The organism is Embleya australiensis, assembly GCF_051903075.1.
Lineage (GTDB): Bacteria > Actinomycetota > Actinomycetes > Streptomycetales > Streptomycetaceae > Embleya.
Genome location: NZ_CP182423.1, coordinates 1,957,786 through 1,974,113 on the forward strand (window position 1 = coordinate 1,957,786; position 16,328 = coordinate 1,974,113).

Here is a 16,328-nt window from a genome sequence, read left to right on the forward strand (position 1 = left end):
CGCGGCCGACCGACTTGACCACGATCACCCCCCGGAAGGACCCGGGCGGGCCGCCGCCTCCGCACCGGCCGCCTCCTCGACCGCGGGTCGGCGGGCGGATCCACCCCCGGCCCGCCGACCAGTCTTGACGAACCGTCAAGCCGGCGTTCGCCCCCGCGTCGCCCGACGCCACTACACACGTATCCATGACATCAGTGGACAGAAGGACCCTCCTGCGTACCGGCTCCGTCGTCGGCGCCGGCCTGGCGATCGCCCCCGTCCTGGGCGCCGGTTCCGCCTCGGCCTCGACGTCGGACGCGCCCGCCTTCGTCGCGTCCGGCCGGCCCGCGCTGAGCCACGGCGTGCAGAGCGGCGACGTCACCGCGTCCTCCGCGATCGTGTGGGGCCGCGCCGACTCGCCCGGTCGACTGATCGTCGAGTACGGCACCCGGCCCGACCTGCGCGACGCCTGCCGGATCCGCGGGCCGTGGCTGACCCCCGACGGCGACCTGACCGGCCGGGTCCGGCTGCGCGACCTGCCGGCGGGCAAGCGCATCCACTACCGGGTCCGGGTCGAGGGCGAGCGCGGCGCGGCCGGCGAGGCGGTCACCGGCTCGCTGGTCACCGCGCCGCACGAGCACAGCCGCTCCGATGTGCGCTTCCTGTGGTCGGGCGACTGTGTCGGCCAGGGCTGGGGCAGCAACCCCGACCTGGGCGGGATGACCATCTTCGAGCAGATGCGCCGGCTGCGTCCGGACTTCTTCCTGCACAGCGGCGACACCGTCTACTCCGACGGCCCGCTGGTGGAGAGCGTCAAGCTGCCCGACGGCCGGATCTGGCGCAACGTGGTCACCCCGGAGAAGTCCAAGGTGGCCGAGTCGCTGACCGAGTACCGCGGCCAGTTCGCGTACAACCTGCTCGACCGCAACTACCGCGCGTTCACCGCCGAAGTCGCCCAGATCAACCAGTGGGACGACCACGAGGTGCGCAACAACTGGTACCCGGGCCAGATCCTCGACGACGCGCGCTACACCGAGAAGCGCATCGACGTGCTCGCCGCGCGGGCCAAGCAGGCGTTTCGCGAGTGGGTGCCGATCGGCGACGACCGGGTGTACCGCAAGTTGTCCTTCGGCCGGCACCTGGACGTGTTCGTCCTGGACATGCGCACGTACAAGGACCGCAACGACGACAACCGCTACGCCGACCCCAAGCGCGGCATGCTCGGCGACCGGCAGCGCGAGTGGCTGATCGAGGGTCTTTCGCGCAGTCGGGCCACGTGGAAGGTGATCGCCAACGACCTGCCGCTGGGCCTGGTGGTGCCGGACGGCGCCAACGCGCAGGAGGGTGTCGCGCAGGGCGACCCGGGCAAGCCGCTGGGCCGGGAGATGGAGTTCGCCACTGTCCTGCGCACCGCGCAGCGCCGGGGTGTTCGGGGCATCGTGTTCCTGACCGCAGACGTGCACTACACGGCGGCGCACCACTACGACCCGTCGCGGGCCGCGTTCCAGGACTTCGACCCGTTCTGGGAGTTCGTCTCGGGCCCGCTGAACGCGGGCGCGTTCGGCCCCAACGCGCTGGACGGCACCTTCGGCCCGAAGGCCGAGTTCGTGCACGCCCCGCCGCGCGCGAACTTCTCGCCGCTGGAGGGTTTCCAGCACTTCGGCGAGGTCGAGATCGACGGCCCGTCGGGCAACCTGACGGTCAATCTGCGGGATGCCACATCCACCGTCCTGTGGAGCAAGACGCTGCGCCCGACCCGCTGACGCACCGTCAGTCCAGTACTGACGCGCCGTCAGTTCCATTCGCTGACACACCGTCACGGGAGCCCTCGTCCGCCGACGAGGGCTCCCGTCCGGCGGGCAACTCGCCCCATGCATACGGCGAAACGTCCATCACTACCCGAAAAAGCGCGACAAAGATCGTTCGCCGCTTCGATTACGCTCCGCCTCCGACCGCCCCTAAGGGGTCGACGCACCGAGCGAAACGAGGCGCACCCATGGACATCGCACGTGAGCATCCCGACCCCACCCGCCCCGGCGCCCGAGCGGGCGCGCCCGTCGGGCGAATCGTGCGCACCGTGGTCCCCGCCGTCGCCGCCTGTCTGGTGCTCGGCGCGTGCGGCGGCGGTGACGACGCGGCGGGCAAGGACGCGGACACCTCCACGGTGGCGCCCAAGTCCGGCGGCACACTGACCGTGGCGATGGCGAGCGACATGCGCTCGATGGACCCGTTCGGCGCGCTGAGCAATTCGTACACCGACAACAGCCGACTCAACGCGGTCTACGACTCGCTGTTCTGGCACGAGGCCAAGACCGGCAAGGTGATGCCGCAGATCGGCGAGAGCCTGACCCCGGACCCGGGCAACGCGTCCTGGACGCTCAAGCTCAAGCCGAACGTCAAGTTCTCCGACGGCACCCCGTACGACGCGGCGGCGGTCAAGTTCACCTGGGACGAGCACGCCGCGCCGGCGCGCAAGTCGTATCAGGCGGGCACGATCGCGGCGGTCAAGACGACCGAGGCGGTCGATCCCACCACCCTGAAGATCACCCTGACCGGCCCGAACGCCAACTTCGACCACATCGTGGCCTCGAACCTGTCGTTCATCGTCTCCCCCACCGCGTACCGCAGGGACCCGGCCGGTTTCGCCCGCAACCCCGTCGGCGCCGGCCCGTACACCTTCAAGGAGTGGACCACCGGCGACCACATGACCTTCGTCAAGAACCGCGGCTACTGGCAGGGCGCGGCCAAGCCGTACGCCGACACCGTGGTGTTCAAGGTCATCCAGGACAGCACCCAGGGCCTGGAGACGGTCTACTCCGGCGGCGCCGACATGAAGGTCTCGGTCAACGCCGAGGACCCGGTCAAGGCCAGGCAGAAGGGCCTGGAGACCAAGATCGTCACGATCATCGGCGGCGAGTCGATCTACTTCAACAACAAGCGCGCGCCGTTCGACGACGTGCGCGCCCGGCGTGCGGTGCAGCTCGCGCTCGACGCGGACGAGGTGAACAAGATCTCGTTCAGCGGCAACGGCACCCCCACGCACAGCATCTTCCCGCCGGAGAGCCCGCTCGTGGACGCGGGCACCGAGACCGTCCAGCGCACCGACCGTGCGGAGGCGCAGCGGCTGCTCGACGAGTTGGCCGCGGAGGGCAAGCCGCTCGACTTCACCTACTCCATCCCGCAGAACGCCAACGCGCAGCGGACCGCCGAATACATCATGACCTCGCTGCGCGCGCTGCGGAACATCTCGGTCAAGATCGCGCCGATGCCGATCGCCGCGTTCCAGACCGACATCGTGATCAACAAGAACTACCAGGCGGCGATGTTCAGCTACTACCTCTCGGACGCCGAACCCGGGCTGTACGTGAACCTGTACAGCACCAGCCCGAACAACTACCTGCTGTACGCGAACCCCACCGTCGACCAGAACCTGGACCGGGCCCGGACGACCAACGACCCGGCACAGCGCAAGGCCGCCTACACCGCGGTCGCCGCGCAGCTAAAGCAGGACGCGCCGCTGTGGACGTACCAGTCGTCGGTGGTCACCGCGTTCCACCGGTCGACGGTGGTGGGCATGGTGTTGAGCAACGACGGCATGGTGCTGATGGACCGAATCGGGCTCAAGGGCTGATCCGGGCCGGCGCCGGGTGCCGGAGGCCGGGGCCCGGGGCCGGCGGCCGGGTGCCGATCCGGCCCGGCCTCGGCCGCCGTACCCTCGGGGTTCGGACTTGAGTCTCCACCGGGTGGAGACGGCACGGTGAGGGACATGGACGGCACGCCCCTGTATTCGATCGGCGACCTGGCTCGACGGACCGGTCTGTCGGTCCGCACGATCCGGTTCTACGCGGACGCGGGGGTCGTGCCGCCCACCCGACGAAGTCCCGCCGGCTACCGGCTGTACGACGTCGACGCACTGGCCCGTCTCGAACTCGTGCGCACGCTGCGCGACCTCGACGTCGACCTGGCGACCATCCAACGGGTGTTGGCCCGCGAGGTCACCGTCGCCGAGGTCGCCGACGCGCACGCGCGGGCGCTGGACACGCAGATCGAGACGCTGCGGTTGCGTCGAGCCGTGCTGCGCGCGGTGGCCGGGCGGGGTTCGAGTCCCGAGGAGACGAATCTGATGCACAAACTCGCCCGACTGTCCGACGGGGAACGCCGGAAGTTGATCACCGACTTCCTCGACGCGACCTTCGCCGACCTGGACGTGGACCCGGACTTCCTGGCCCGGATGCGCTGCGGGCTGCCGAGCCTGCCGGACGATCCGACCCAGGAGCAGTTGGAGGCGTGGGTCGACCTCGGCGAACTGGTCACCGACCCCGACTTCCGCGCGTCGATCCGGCGGATGGCGGAGTACCAGGCGCGCGACCGCCCGAACGAGCTGCCCCAGGGCACGTACGAGCGGCTGTCCGAACTCACCCGGGAGCGCGTCGAGGCGGCCCGCGCGGCCGGGATCGAGCCGACCTCGACCGCGGCCGAGCCGGTGGTCACCGAGCTGATCGCGGCCTATGCGACGGCCTTCGGCCGCCCGGCCGACGCGGCCTTCGTCGCATCGCTGGTGGAGCGGATGGAGGTGGGCAACGACCCACGCGCGGAACGCTACTGGGCCCTGCTCGGCATCATCAACGGCTGGCCCGCCTGGCCCAGCGCGGCCCCGGTCTTCGCGTGGTTCACGGAGGCGCTGCGCGCCCGGGTGTAGGCCCGAGCCGACGGCCGACGAGAAACGCGAAGAGGGTGGTGGGCGGATTTCCTCCGCCCACCACCCTCCGGTCTCGCACTACCGGATCAGCCGACCAGTACGCCCTCGCGGGTGTCGCCGCCGCCCGGCTCCGGGTCGTCCTCCTCCGGGTGTTCGGCCAGCTTGCTCGGCCACCAGATCTTGCGGCCGATGTCCAGGGTCAGTGCGGTGACCAGGACCGAGCGCACGATGAAGGTGTCCAGGAGCACGCCGAGCGCGACGGTGAAGCCCATCTCGGCGAACGCGACGATCGGCAGCGTGCCGAGCACCGCGAACGTGCTGGCCAGCACCAGGCCGGCCGAGGTGATCACGCCACCGGTCGCGGCCAGGCCGATCTGCATGCCGCGTCGGGTGCCGTGCCGCTTCGACTCCTCGTGGACCCGACTCATCAGGAACACGTTGTAGTCGATGCCGAGCGCCACCAGGAACACGAACACGAAGAGCGGGAAGCCGACGTCCGTGCCCTTGAAGCCGAGCAGGTGCTCGAAGGTGAACACGCTGATCCCGAGGGCCGCGGCGAACGACAGCACCACGGTGGCGATCAGCACCAGCGGCGCCACCACCGCCCGCAGCAGCAGGCCGAGCACGATCAGCACCACGAGCAGGATCAGCGGAATGATCACCATGTCGTCGTGTTCGGACGCCGAGGTGATGTCCATGCGGGTCGCGGTACCGCCGCCGACCTTGGCCGCGGCGTCCGGCACCCCGTGCACCGAGTCGCGTACCCGATCGACGGTGCCGTTGGCCGCCTTCGAGTCGGGCGACGCGATCATCGTCGCCTCGATCTGGACCCGGCCGCCCACCGCGCCGGTCTGGTGCACCTGGCCGGGAGCGATCCCGGGGGTGCCCTGGATGGCCTGGATCAGCGCCGCCGAGGCGGACTCCTTGCCGATCACCACGATCGGGTCGCCGGAGCCCGCAGGGAAGTAGCGCTCCGACACCTCCTGGCCGTGGATCGACTGCGGCTTGTTGGTGAAGGAGTCCTTGTTGGCGATGCCGTCGCCGTTGAGGTTGGTCAGGCCGATGGTCATCACACCGAGGATGACCGCGGTGATGATCCACACCACGCGGGGACCGCCGGAGATCTTGCGGCCGACCCGGGCCCAGACGCCCTTCTCGTCGTGCGTGATCGCGTCCGGCTCGAACTGCGGACGCACCGGCCAGAACACCCAGCGGCCGACGATCACGAGCAGTGCGGGCAGCAGCGTGGTCATCGCGATCAGGCCGACCAGGACACCGAGCGCGCAGACCGGGCCCAGGCCCTTGGTGGACTGCATCTCGGCGGCCATCAGGCACAACATGCCGACGCCGACGGTGGCGGCGCTGGCCACGATCGCCGGTCCGGCGCGGAACATCGCCGCCGCCATGGCCTCGTGCCGGTCCTCGTACCGGTGCAACTCCTCGCGATAGCGCGCGATCAGCAGCAGCGCGTAGTCGGTTCCGGCACCGAAGATCAACACGGTCAGGATGGCCGCGCTCTGCCCGTTGACGACCAGGCCGGCCTTGGTGAACAGGTACACCACGGCCTGGGCGCTGAACAGTGCCACCACCGCCGAGATCACCGGGAGCAGCCACAGGACGGGACTGCGGTAGGTGAACAGCAGGATCAGCACCACCACGCCGAGGGTGGCGTAGAGCAGTGTGCCGTCGATGCCCTCGAACGACTCGGCCTGGTCGGCGCCGAGCCCGGCGGGGCCGGTGACGTACGACTTCAGGCCCGTCGGGTTGTCCTTCAGGGCTTCCTTGAGCTGGTCGACCGCGTCACCGAGATCGTTCCAGCCGCCGTCCTTGATGCTGATCGGAACCAGGATCTGGGCGGCCTTGTGGTCCTTGTCGAAGCTCGTGTCCTCGATCTTGCCGGTCACGCCCTTGGCGGTGCCGAACTTCGTGCGGTCGGCGACGATCGCGTCCTGGTCCGCCTGGGTCAGGCCCGACGAACGTTCGTAGACCACCACCGCGGGCACCGTGGTGTCGGGGCGGAAGTCCTTCTGCTCGTTGATCACCTTCGTGGACTCGGCGTCGGCGGGCAGCCACGACGAGACCTCGTTGTTCTGTGCGTCGGTCAGCTTGCTCGCCAGAGGCGCCGCCGCAACGAGCAGCACCACCCACAAGGCCAGCACGACCCACTTGGATCGGCGCCCGCACGGCAACGCCGCAAGCGCCTTGATCCGGTCCATGTATCCCCCAGCTGATGGGCTGATTCCGAACGGAAGCAGCGGTCGATCGACTTCACGGATTCAGCTCTGTGCCGGGTTCGAGAACACGCGACCAAGGCTGTCCGCAGCACCGCGCGTAGCCAACCGTGCGGTGCTGTTGTTGCTGTGTGCCATACCGAGATTCGGACCGTCCGGCGCCCCGAAACTCATCGCTTGCCGGCGGTCCGACGGCGGATTGTCCTGGACGGACTGCCCTACCGTCCACCGAATACCGCCCTGTTGGGCACAGGACGGGTTAATAGCTGGTGAACTCACCACGCGGGCGGGGCGGATCGGCGGGCGAATCGTGACGCAGCGGACGGGTGGGGTCGCGATCGGTCATGCGTCGGTGGCTGCCGGCGGTTCGGCTTTCGGTCGGCGGGGCAGCGCGACCAGGCCGTCCAGGAAACGTTCCAGGACGAAGGTGAAGCGTTCGTCGATGTGCGGGCCGGTGAGTTCGCGAGCCGCCGCGACCAGGTGCGGGTAGGTGTCGGCCGGGAACGCCGCGATCGTGTCGCCGATCGCGGACACCGCCTCGCCGATGGGCACCCCGGCGGCCACCGCCGCGGTGATCGGCCGCTGTTCGCTGTACACGAATCCGCTCACCAGCAGGCTCAGGCCGTAGGTGATGTAGGCCGCGTCCTGCCGGTCGAAGCCCGCCTCGTCCAGCACGGCGAGCTGATGCTCCATCACCGTCGCCATCCCGGGCCCGGACGGGAAACGACCCATCAGGACCCGCACCGAATCCCGGTTGAACTTGAGGAACTTCCGAAAGGCCCAAGCGAGTTCGCGCAGATCGAGGCGCCAGTCGCCGAGCCTCGGCGGCAGTTCGCGGGCGCCGCGGCCGAGCAGGCCGTCGGCGAGCAGGTCCAGCAATTCCTCCTTGTCCCGCACGTGCCAGTACAACGACGGTGCCCGTACCTCCAGTTCGGCCGCCACCGAGCGCATCGACAGCGCGTCGAGGCCGTCGCGTTCGAGCACGGCCAGGCCCGCCTCGACCAGCGCGTCGAGGGTCACCGCCGGCCGCTTGCGCGTGCCGTCCGGTCGTGCCCGACCCTTGCCCGTCATACCCACTCCTCGTCGTCGACTCCGCCGGGGGCGTCGCCGCCGACCTCGTGCGGTCGATCCTCCCTCGGAATCAGGTCGATTCCCTTCCGCATTCGGGTCGCGTCGCGGCGCGGCGCGAACCCGACGTCGAATCGGTTCGGATCGGTTCGGATCAATCCTCTTGCGTCGGGCGGCGACGCGATGCAATCTAACACCATTAGGGATCGACTAACGCTGTTAGGGAGAGCCATGTCGCAGGAGTCCTCCGAGTCGGGCGCGGGGTCGATATCCGGGTCGGATCGGGCCGGCGCGCCACGCAAGGGGCTGATCCTGGCCACGCTGTGTGTGGCGCTGTTCGTGGCGATGCTAGACAACGTCGTGGTGTCCAACGCGCTGCCGAGCATCGACCGCGATCTCGGCGCCGGGGTCAGCGGGCTCCAGTGGGTGATGGAGGGCTACAGCCTGGTCTTCGCCGCGCTGCTGCTCACGGGCGGCACGTTGGGCGACCGGTACGGCCGGCGCCGGGTGTTCCTGATCGGCCTCGGCATCTTCACGGCGGGATCGGTGGCGTGTGCGCTGGCCGGGTCGTTGGCGACGCTGATCGCCGGGCGCGCGGTCCAGGGCGTCGGCGGCGCGCTGTTGTTGCCGGGCAGCATGTCGATCATCCGGCACGTGTTCACCGACGATCGGGAACGCGCTCGGGCGATCGGGATCTGGTCGGGGGTCTCGGGCGCGGGGCTGGCGCTCGGGCCGGCGATCGGCGGTCCGCTGGTGGACGCGTTCGGCTGGGCGAGCGTGTTCTGGATCAACGTGCCGATCGGCGTGGCCGGGGTCGTGATCGGCGCCCTCGTGCTCCCGGAGTTCGCCGAACGGCGCGGTCGCTTCGACGTGCCGGGTGTGCTGCTCGGCGTACCCGCCGTCGGCGCGCTGGTGTTCGCGCTGATCGAGGGTCCCGCCGAGGGTTGGACCTCGGCCCGCGTGCTTGGCGCCGGCGCACTGGCCGTGGTCGCGCTGGTCGGTTTCGTGGTGGTCGAGCTGCGTGCCGCCCAACCGATGCTCGATGTCGGCTTCCTGCGCGACCGGGTGATCGGCGCCGCCGTGTGGGGCGGATTCGCGGTCAGCTTCGGGATGTTCGGCGCGTTCTTCTTCCTCGGCCTCTACCTCCAGGACGTGCTCGGGTACACGCCGACCGAGGCCGGGTTCGCGTCGTTCCCGTCGACCCTGGCGATCATGGTCGCGGCGCCGATCTCCGGGCGGGTGGCGGGCCGAATCGGGCCGCGTCTGCCGCTGGTGATCGGGCTGACGATGTGCGGGATCGCGCTGGGCGGGCTGTCCTTCTACGGCAAGGACGTGACGTACCTAGAGTTCTGCTGGGTGTTGCCGTTCCTGGGTGGCGGCATGGGCCTGTGCTTCACGCCGATCTCGATCGCGGTGATGTCCCGGGTCGAACCGGCCCGGGCCGGCATGGCCTCGGCGATCTCCAACACCGCGCGCGAACTGGGCGGCGTGGTCGGCATCGCCGCCCTCGGCGCGATCCTCACGGCGCGGATGTCGAGTCGGCTGGGCGACCTGCTCGACCGGGCGAACGTACCGCCGGACCAGGCCCGGAAGGTGGTCGACGCGAGCACGTCGGGTGGCGGCGGGGGCATCGGGCACCTGGGTACGGCGCCGCCGGTCGTGCGCGAGGCCGCCTCGACGGCGTTCATCGACGGCCTGCACCTGGCCCTGTGGACCGGGTCGGCCGTGCTGCTCGGGTCGGCGGTGGTGGTGGCGTTCCTGATGCGGGAGCGGGCGGAGGAGACGGGGACTCGGGGAGCGGCGGTGGAGCGGACGGGGGCGGCGGCCTGAGGGACGGGGCGGGGCCGGCTTGAAGGGCGGGCCGGGGGTGGCGGCCGGAAGGGCGGGACGGGGTCGCGGCGGGTGATGTCTGGGGGGCCGCGACCGCCGTCCGGGTGGCGCTTCGGCCTCCCTTCAGTACATGCTGCGCATCGCCGTCCGGACCTCGCGCAGTGTCTCGTCGGCCACCGCGTTCGCCCGCTCGTTGCCGGCCCGCAACACGCGCCGGACCTGCTCGGGATCGCGGGCGAATTCGGCGCGCCGGGCCCGGATCGGGGCCAGGAACTCGTTCACCGCCTCGGTGACGGTCCGCTTCAGCGCGGCGGCTCCGGCTGCGCCCATCTCCTCGGCCACCTCGTGCGGGTCGCGCCCCTGGCACAGCGCGGCCAACAACACCAGGCCGGCCACGCCGGGCCGGGCGACGGGGTCGTAGGTGATGTGCCGGTCGGCGTCGGTCCGGGCCGCGCGGATCAGCCGGGCCGTCTCGTCCGCGCTCGCCCCGAGCGGGATCGCGTTGCCCCGGCTCTTGCTCATCTTGGTGCCGTCGGTGCCGAGCAGCAGCGGCGCGGCCGACAGCAGCGCGTCGGGCACGGGGAAGACCGGCCGACCGTCCGTCGGGTAGCGGTCGTTGAACCGGCGGGCGATGGACCGGGTGAGTTCGACGTGCGGCAACTGGTCCTGGCCGACCGGGACGAGATTGCCCTTGCAGAACAGGATGTCGGCGGCCTGATGGGCGGGGTAGGTGAACATCAGCCCGCTGACAGCGGCCTGCCGCGAGTGCGCGATCTCGTCCTTGACGGTCGGATTGCGGTTCAGCTCGGCCACCGAGACGAGGCTGAGGAACGGCAGCAACAGCTGGTTCAGCGCCGGGATCGCGCTGTGCGTGAAGATGGTGGTGCGGTCGGGGTCGATCCCGATGGCCAGGTAGTCGAGCACCAGGCCCTCGACGTATTCGACCAGGCGCTCGGCGACGTCCCGGTCGGTCAGTACCTGGTAGTCGGCGATGATGAGGAATCCCTCGACGCCGAGGTCCTGGAGCCGCACCCGGTTGTGCAGGGTGCCGAAGTAGTGCCCGAGGTGGAGGGGGCCGGTCGGCCGGTCGCCGGTGAGCACCCGAAACCGGCCGGGCTCGTGCCGGATCCGCTTCTCCAGCTCGGCGCTGCGAAGCTGCGCGGCGGAGGTACCGATGGCGTCGGTCGGGGTGGTCGCGCCGGCGGTTGTGGTGGTGTCGAGCAGGTCGTTCATGATCCGTCTCCCGGTGGATGGTCGGCGGGCCGCCGCCGGAACGACACCCGCCCGCCTCCCACTTCGGGACACGAAAAAGGGCCGTCCGTACGAACGACCCTGGTCAGGCCCGAATGGGCGGTCGCTCCTAGGCGGAGCGCCACCAACTCGTACCCGATACACGATGCATACCCCGAGCATAGCGCGCACCCGATGCGCTGGTGAGGCTTTCGGTGTTCCGGTCGGGGCGAGCGCCGGGATCGGGCGGGGGTGTTGCGCGGCGGAGACGTGACCCGTGGCAGTCGGGGCTCGCGGTACGGCGCGGCGAGTGGTCGACTACCTACGCGAACAGGGGTACGTGCGCACGGTGCCGCAGCGGGGAACGTACGTGGTTGGTCGCGATCAAGCGGCCGACCACGCGTCAGAGTAGGCCGGGAAGTACCGACGCCCTACCCGATCGCGCGTCAGGTTCACGACCGAGTAGGGCGGCTTGGGTCAGTCGATCGTGCCGGCCCACCCGCCCCGGGTCAGGTGGCATACACCATCCGGCGTGATCCGGACGTGCGCGCCGTAGAGCGGCAACGCCCCTTCGACGTTGAGGCGTAGCCGAATGCGTTCGAGGATGCGCCACAACCGGCGGGGTCCGCCCTGGTGAACGATCGGCGCGGCGAACCGGTGTGCGGTTGCCCGTGCCCACGAACCTTCCGGGTGGACGAGTACAGCGGTTCGCGTGTCCCCTGACTTTGCGAAGTCGAGTTGTACGCCCGGCGCTTCGACTTCGAGCATCGATCGGACGTCCCATGCATCCGCCACGTTGACGACGGGGAGCCGCCCCTCACCTACCGTTGCCCCTTCTGCCTTCCATGCGTGGGCAACCAACTCGGCGAGTCCGGTCGGGTAGTCGTCGCCGTGACGGGTTGTCATGAACTGGGCCCAGTCCCGTTCGATCCGACCGACCGCACCCCCGTCCGGTGTGGCGTCGGCGGTGATGATGCACATGGTGTTGCTGATCGTGGTGACCAATCGCCCACCCGGGCGCAGCGCGGCGAGCCACGATGCTGGGATCGGACGTACCGACACCATCGACACGATGCGGTCGTACGTTCCCGGTAGCGGCCCCGTGGCGTCCACAGTCGTCACGTGCGGCCGAAGTCCGATCGATGCGAGGCGGTCGCGTGCCGCGTCGATCAGGTAGGGGTCGACGTCGATACTCGTCACGTGCTCGGCGCCGAGTCGGCGAGCGGCGAGTGCCGTGCCGTACCCCGATCCCGTGCCGACGTCCAATAGATCGGCGCCTTCATACAGGCGAGCGTGTCGGTACATGTTGACGACCAAGGTTGGCAGCGTCGACGAAGAGGTCGCGAGCCGCTCGGTCACCTCGGCGCCCTTGCTCGCGTCGTCCGCGTGATACGGACCGACTCGGGTCACCAGCGTGCGATCCGAGTACACCGCGTCCGCCCACGCTTCGGGGTCGTCGTATCCGTGGCGAACCGCCCACCCGTCACCATCGGTCGGTTCCCACCATGCCGGTACGAACGTGTGTCGGGGTGTGTGGGCAACCGCACCGCGCCACCGTGACACGGGATGGGTCACGGTGTCGGCGAGTCTCTGCGCCGGACGCTGCCAATCCATGGGGGCTCTCCGTTACTCGTCGGGGATGTCGTCGTAAGAGGGGGTGCAGGATTCGGTCCGGGACGGTTCGCAGTCGTTGCCGTCCGGCTGACACGCGGTGGGCGACAAGGCGGGAACTCGGTCCCGAGCTGCCTGCCAAGCCGGGCCCATGACGATTTCGGAGAGCGGATGGACCCGCACGTTCTCTACCGGCATGAACCGGGAGAGCACGCACAACACCAGTTGCCCGGACGGCAGTACGGCAGCGCGATCGGTTCCGCACCGGCCACATAGTTCGTCGGTGCTCGGCGTGATCCCGAGGGGAGCCGCGCGGCCGACCGCCCGAACACGGTCGATGCCGATCCGCTTGGGGTCGACGCCGAGCGCAACCAGTTCGGCCCGTGCTTCGGTTACGCGTTGCGTGTCCGACACTCGGATGATGCCCGCGCGAAGTCGGATGCCGCGCCGGATGACCTCGGAGATGTTCGAGCGTGTCCGGTGGTAGCTGCCGGGCTTCGTGGTGATGCTGTCGTGCTCGGCGGGGGTGTCGCTGTAGTAGCTGGTTGCGACCGAGACCCCGGGGCGTTCGAACGTCTCCCATGTGGCGGGCAGCACCTTGTACAGGTTGCTGTAGACCTCAACCCGAAGCCCAAGGGACAGCGACAGATCGACCAGGGCGTCCCAAGCCGGGTAGAGCGTCGGTTCCCCGCCGATGAGCTGTATCCGAGAGACCCCGATACCCGCCGCGTCGATGATGACCGCGCGCCAGTCGTCAAGGGTCATCACGCCGTGTGTTCCCTTGGGTGACGACGACGAAAGGCAGTGGGTGCAGGCGAGTTGGCATCCGCCGGTCACTTCGAGCTCGAGTGAGTCGAGTCCGGCCGTGCGGGCGGGGATCTTGAATGCTGTGGTCATAGTGCGTTCACGCTCCCTGTCGGGTGGACTTGAACGGACCGTGCGAGCCCCCGCCGGATGTTCTTCCCCGAGCATCCAAGCGGGGACGTCGTGTGCCAGGTCAGGCTTTCGGGTGGTGCTTGTCGTACGGCAGATCATCGGGGCATGTGGACGCGTCCGCCTTGCAGGACGACCCACAGTCAAAGCACGTGCTCAGCTTGCCCCGGGGTCGACCGGTGTCCGCCTTCTCTGCACTCTTCTACCGACAGCGGACCGTGCATGGCATGCCGCTTCCGCCCGGGAAGACCATGAGAACGCGGTAGCCGACAAGCCCTGCGCATGTGACGACCTGGTCGACGCGAGCGGCCGAGATGCTGTGCTTCCGGCCCGGCAGCGAGGCGACCCATTCACCGACCTTGATCGGCTTGCGCGCGGGTCGGGGGTCCTCACGTGGCGGTCGTATGCGGGTCGCAACGATCGGGATCACCACACCGCCCGAGGTGACCGCGTAATCGGTGGGGCGCTCCGCAGTTGGCATTTTCCGCTTCCTTTCCCGGGGTTGGTGCCCGCCGCGCCGGACTGTGGGAGCCATACCAGCTCGGCGCGGCGGGATCGGGCGGGCGCCCTGACCTCCGGTGCGGGCCGAGTCGTCAGGGCTGATCAACGGATTGCTTGTGCCCGGCACCGACGATGCGGGTCTGTGTGCCGGAAGCTTTGGGCGCCCGCGTGGTCGTTACTTTAGGAACATTCCGAATCCACGCACAGTGGCCAAGGGGGTGGCCATGATGGGTGCATGAAGCTGGGAGTCTTGATCCGTGATCTACGGATGGCCCGGGGATGGTCACAGGCCGCTCTGCGGGACAATCTGAATCGCGTGGCGGGTACCAACATCACCCGCGAGTACGTGTCTCGGTGGGAGTCCGGAAAGCGGTCGCCGGGCCCGTTCTGGTGCCGGCACCTCGCCACGGTCCTGCAAGTTCCCGTGGCGGCCTTGGAAGGGGGAGACGTGGATCGACGGCGTTTCCTGACCAACGGTGCCGCATCGGCGATCGCGCCCCTCGTGGCATCGGACCTCCTGGCACACGGATTCGCAGCCGCGATAGGAGGCAGGCGGCCCGATGTGGACGGATGGGAAGACCGGTTGACCACGTACGGCCGGGACTACATGTCCCTCGGCGCGGCCGACATCCAAGTGCGCCTGACATCCGATCTCGCCATCGTGCAGCAGCAGTTGGAGCGCCCTGAGTTGTGGTCGGTTGCCGCGCGCATGATGACTCTGTTCGGCAAGACGTTCCCGGGCAGTGACGGCGCCAAGGCCGCCGAGTGGTACCGCTACGCGTCCGAGGCCGCCGACCGGTCCGGCGACGAGGCGACCCGTGTGTGGGTGCGCGCGCGTGCCGCCATCGCACTCGGGTACGAGGGGGCTTCGTTGGGGTTGGCCGACATGTTCGCGGACCAAGCCTTGGCGATCAGCGACCGGCCTACATTGGCACGCTTGAACGCCTTGATGGGCAAGGCACATGTCATGGCACTACGGGGCGACAAGGCGTCGGCGCTGCACCTCTTGTCGGAGGGGCGTCGGGTGTTCGACGTGGTGGCGTCGGATGATCCCGAATCGGACTACGCGGTCCCCTGGTGGCGATTCAACGTGCTCGTCTCCCTGCTCCTGGCACGGCTCGGCGAGGAACAATCCGCCCTGGTGGCACAGGAAGCCGCCTCCCGGAGCCTGCCGGCGACGTTGCCCCGCTTCGTCACACACTTGGAGATGCACCAGGGGCTCATGCTGGCCAGAACCGGCGATCGGGTCGGAGGGATCACCCATGCCCGTACGGCCTTGGAGCGCCTGCCGGTCGCCAAGCACTCACTGACGCTGCGGATGCTCATGAACGAGATTCAGTCACCGCCTCACGGCACCTGAGCCGTGAACGCGAAAATGCCCCAACCCGATGGCGAGTAGCCAACGAGCCGGGGAATGGTTGCGAGCATCAACGGTTGCAAGTACCACCAAAATGGCCCAACGAGCCGTGCCGAAAATCCCGCTCCCTGCCGCTCGGTGTGGCCGGTAGAGGGGGGTCCCCGCCTGGTCGGCGGGGCTCAGCTCGGGCCGGACTCGCGCTCGGAACGGCGCTCGGCAGCCCAACCGCCGGGCTGAAGCCGCGCGGTCTCGCGGTTGTGGCAGCGCACACACAGCGGACGCAGCCGCGCCCACGCGTCCGGGTCGGTCACGCCCTGGTCGATGAGCTGCCGTCGGCTGACCGGGTGATGGTCGGCGACGACCGCCGGAGCGGCGCACAGGACGCACCACGGGTTCGCGTACAGGTAGGCGCGGCGGGTCCGCTGCCAACGGACTTCGTACGCCTTGCCGTCTCACACGGGACTTGTTCGCCTCCCGTTGGTGCTTGGCGCACTGCCCGCCCGAGGTCAGCTCAAGACAGCCCGGGATCGGGCAAGGGGGGCGGGGCCTACGGGGCATGGGGGTCCAATCCGGGGCCCGGGGGTAGTCGTGAATCCCCCGGGCCCCGTTGCGGTTAGTTGGCGGGTCTACGGGCCTTACGCGCCTTCACAGCGGCCGAGTAGCACGGCACACAGAACGACCGCCGGTAGCCGGGCATGTCCGGGCGGGACACGCCACGCGAGACCAGTTCGCGCCGAGTCAACGGCCAGTGGGCCGAGACATCCGCCCCCTGCCCACAGACCGAACAGAACGGGCTGACATGCCTACTCGGGTCCCGAAGCATCCACCCCCCTCGGAGGAATGACCGGCGGATCGATCGGCAACCCGTCCGGCCCAATCGGCGTCACGT

11 protein-coding genes are annotated in these 16,328 nt (G+C 69.4%); 5 read left to right on the forward strand and 6 right to left on the reverse strand.

Annotated elements, in window-relative coordinates:
* The first annotated feature begins 185 nt into the window (after positions 1 to 185).
* The 3 genes from ACMXN5_RS38825 to ACMXN5_RS38835 all read left to right on the forward strand — a co-directional run bounded on the left by ACMXN5_RS38825 (position 186) and on the right by ACMXN5_RS38835 (position 4,678).
* Positions 186 to 1,742: an alkaline phosphatase D family protein gene (locus tag ACMXN5_RS38825; RefSeq protein WP_439679595.1), complete on the forward strand. Its 1,557-nt coding sequence runs from the start codon at positions 186 to 188 to the stop codon at positions 1,740 to 1,742.
* A 233-nt stretch (positions 1,743 to 1,975) separates the two neighbouring features.
* Positions 1,976 to 3,610, forward strand: a complete 1,635-nt coding sequence (locus ACMXN5_RS38830; protein ID WP_439679596.1) for an ABC transporter substrate-binding protein — start codon at positions 1,976 to 1,978, stop codon at positions 3,608 to 3,610.
* Positions 3,611 to 3,745: 135 nt separating this feature from the next.
* Entirely contained in the window at positions 3,746 to 4,678 is a 933-nt protein-coding gene (locus tag ACMXN5_RS38835) for a MerR family transcriptional regulator (RefSeq protein WP_439679597.1), read from the forward strand.
* An 86-nt stretch (positions 4,679 to 4,764) separates the two neighbouring features.
* Here ACMXN5_RS38835 and ACMXN5_RS38840 read toward each other — a convergent pair whose 3' ends face one another.
* Both ACMXN5_RS38840 and ACMXN5_RS38845 read right to left on the reverse strand, forming a co-directional pair.
* The gene (locus ACMXN5_RS38840) at positions 4,765 to 6,894 is read right to left on the reverse strand and encodes an MMPL family transporter (RefSeq protein ID WP_395793556.1); all 2,130 of its coding nucleotides are present in this window, start codon (positions 6,892 to 6,894) and stop codon (positions 4,765 to 4,767) included.
* A 357-nt stretch (positions 6,895 to 7,251) separates the two neighbouring features.
* On the reverse strand, positions 7,252 to 7,980 hold the full coding sequence (locus tag ACMXN5_RS38845; protein ID WP_439679598.1) for a TetR/AcrR family transcriptional regulator: 729 nt from the start codon (positions 7,978 to 7,980) through the stop codon (positions 7,252 to 7,254).
* 228 nt (positions 7,981 to 8,208) lie between these two features.
* Here ACMXN5_RS38845 and ACMXN5_RS38850 point away from each other — a divergent pair, with 228 nt between their 5' ends.
* Positions 8,209 to 9,807 (forward strand): MFS transporter, encoded by a 1,599-nt coding sequence (locus tag ACMXN5_RS38850; protein WP_439679599.1) that lies wholly within the window; start codon positions 8,209 to 8,211, stop codon positions 9,805 to 9,807.
* A 123-nt stretch (positions 9,808 to 9,930) separates the two neighbouring features.
* On the opposite strand, the gene trpS is transcribed toward ACMXN5_RS38850, so the two are convergent.
* From trpS to ACMXN5_RS38865, 3 genes are all read right to left on the reverse strand, one after another.
* Entirely contained in the window at positions 9,931 to 11,040 is a 1,110-nt protein-coding gene (gene trpS, locus ACMXN5_RS38855) for a tryptophan--tRNA ligase (RefSeq protein WP_439679600.1), read from the reverse strand.
* 474 nt (positions 11,041 to 11,514) lie between these two features.
* A complete protein-coding gene (locus tag ACMXN5_RS38860; RefSeq protein ID WP_439679601.1) occupies positions 11,515 to 12,396 on the reverse strand; it encodes a methyltransferase domain-containing protein in 882 nt (293 codons plus the stop codon).
* A gap of 267 nt (positions 12,397 to 12,663) precedes the next feature.
* Positions 12,664 to 13,545 (reverse strand): radical SAM/SPASM domain-containing protein, encoded by an 882-nt coding sequence (locus tag ACMXN5_RS38865; protein WP_439679602.1) that lies wholly within the window; start codon positions 13,543 to 13,545, stop codon positions 12,664 to 12,666.
* 772 nt (positions 13,546 to 14,317) lie between these two features.
* Here ACMXN5_RS38865 and ACMXN5_RS38870 point away from each other — a divergent pair.
* The gene (locus tag ACMXN5_RS38870) at positions 14,318 to 15,442 is read left to right on the forward strand and encodes a helix-turn-helix domain-containing protein (protein ID WP_439679603.1); all 1,125 of its coding nucleotides are present in this window, start codon (positions 14,318 to 14,320) and stop codon (positions 15,440 to 15,442) included.
* A 176-nt stretch (positions 15,443 to 15,618) separates the two neighbouring features.
* Here the strand turns inward: ACMXN5_RS38870 and ACMXN5_RS38875 are convergent, their stop codons facing one another.
* The gene (locus ACMXN5_RS38875) at positions 15,619 to 15,750 is read right to left on the reverse strand and encodes a hypothetical protein (RefSeq protein ID WP_439679604.1); all 132 of its coding nucleotides are present in this window, start codon (positions 15,748 to 15,750) and stop codon (positions 15,619 to 15,621) included.
* Positions 15,751 to 16,328: the final 578 nt, after the last annotated feature.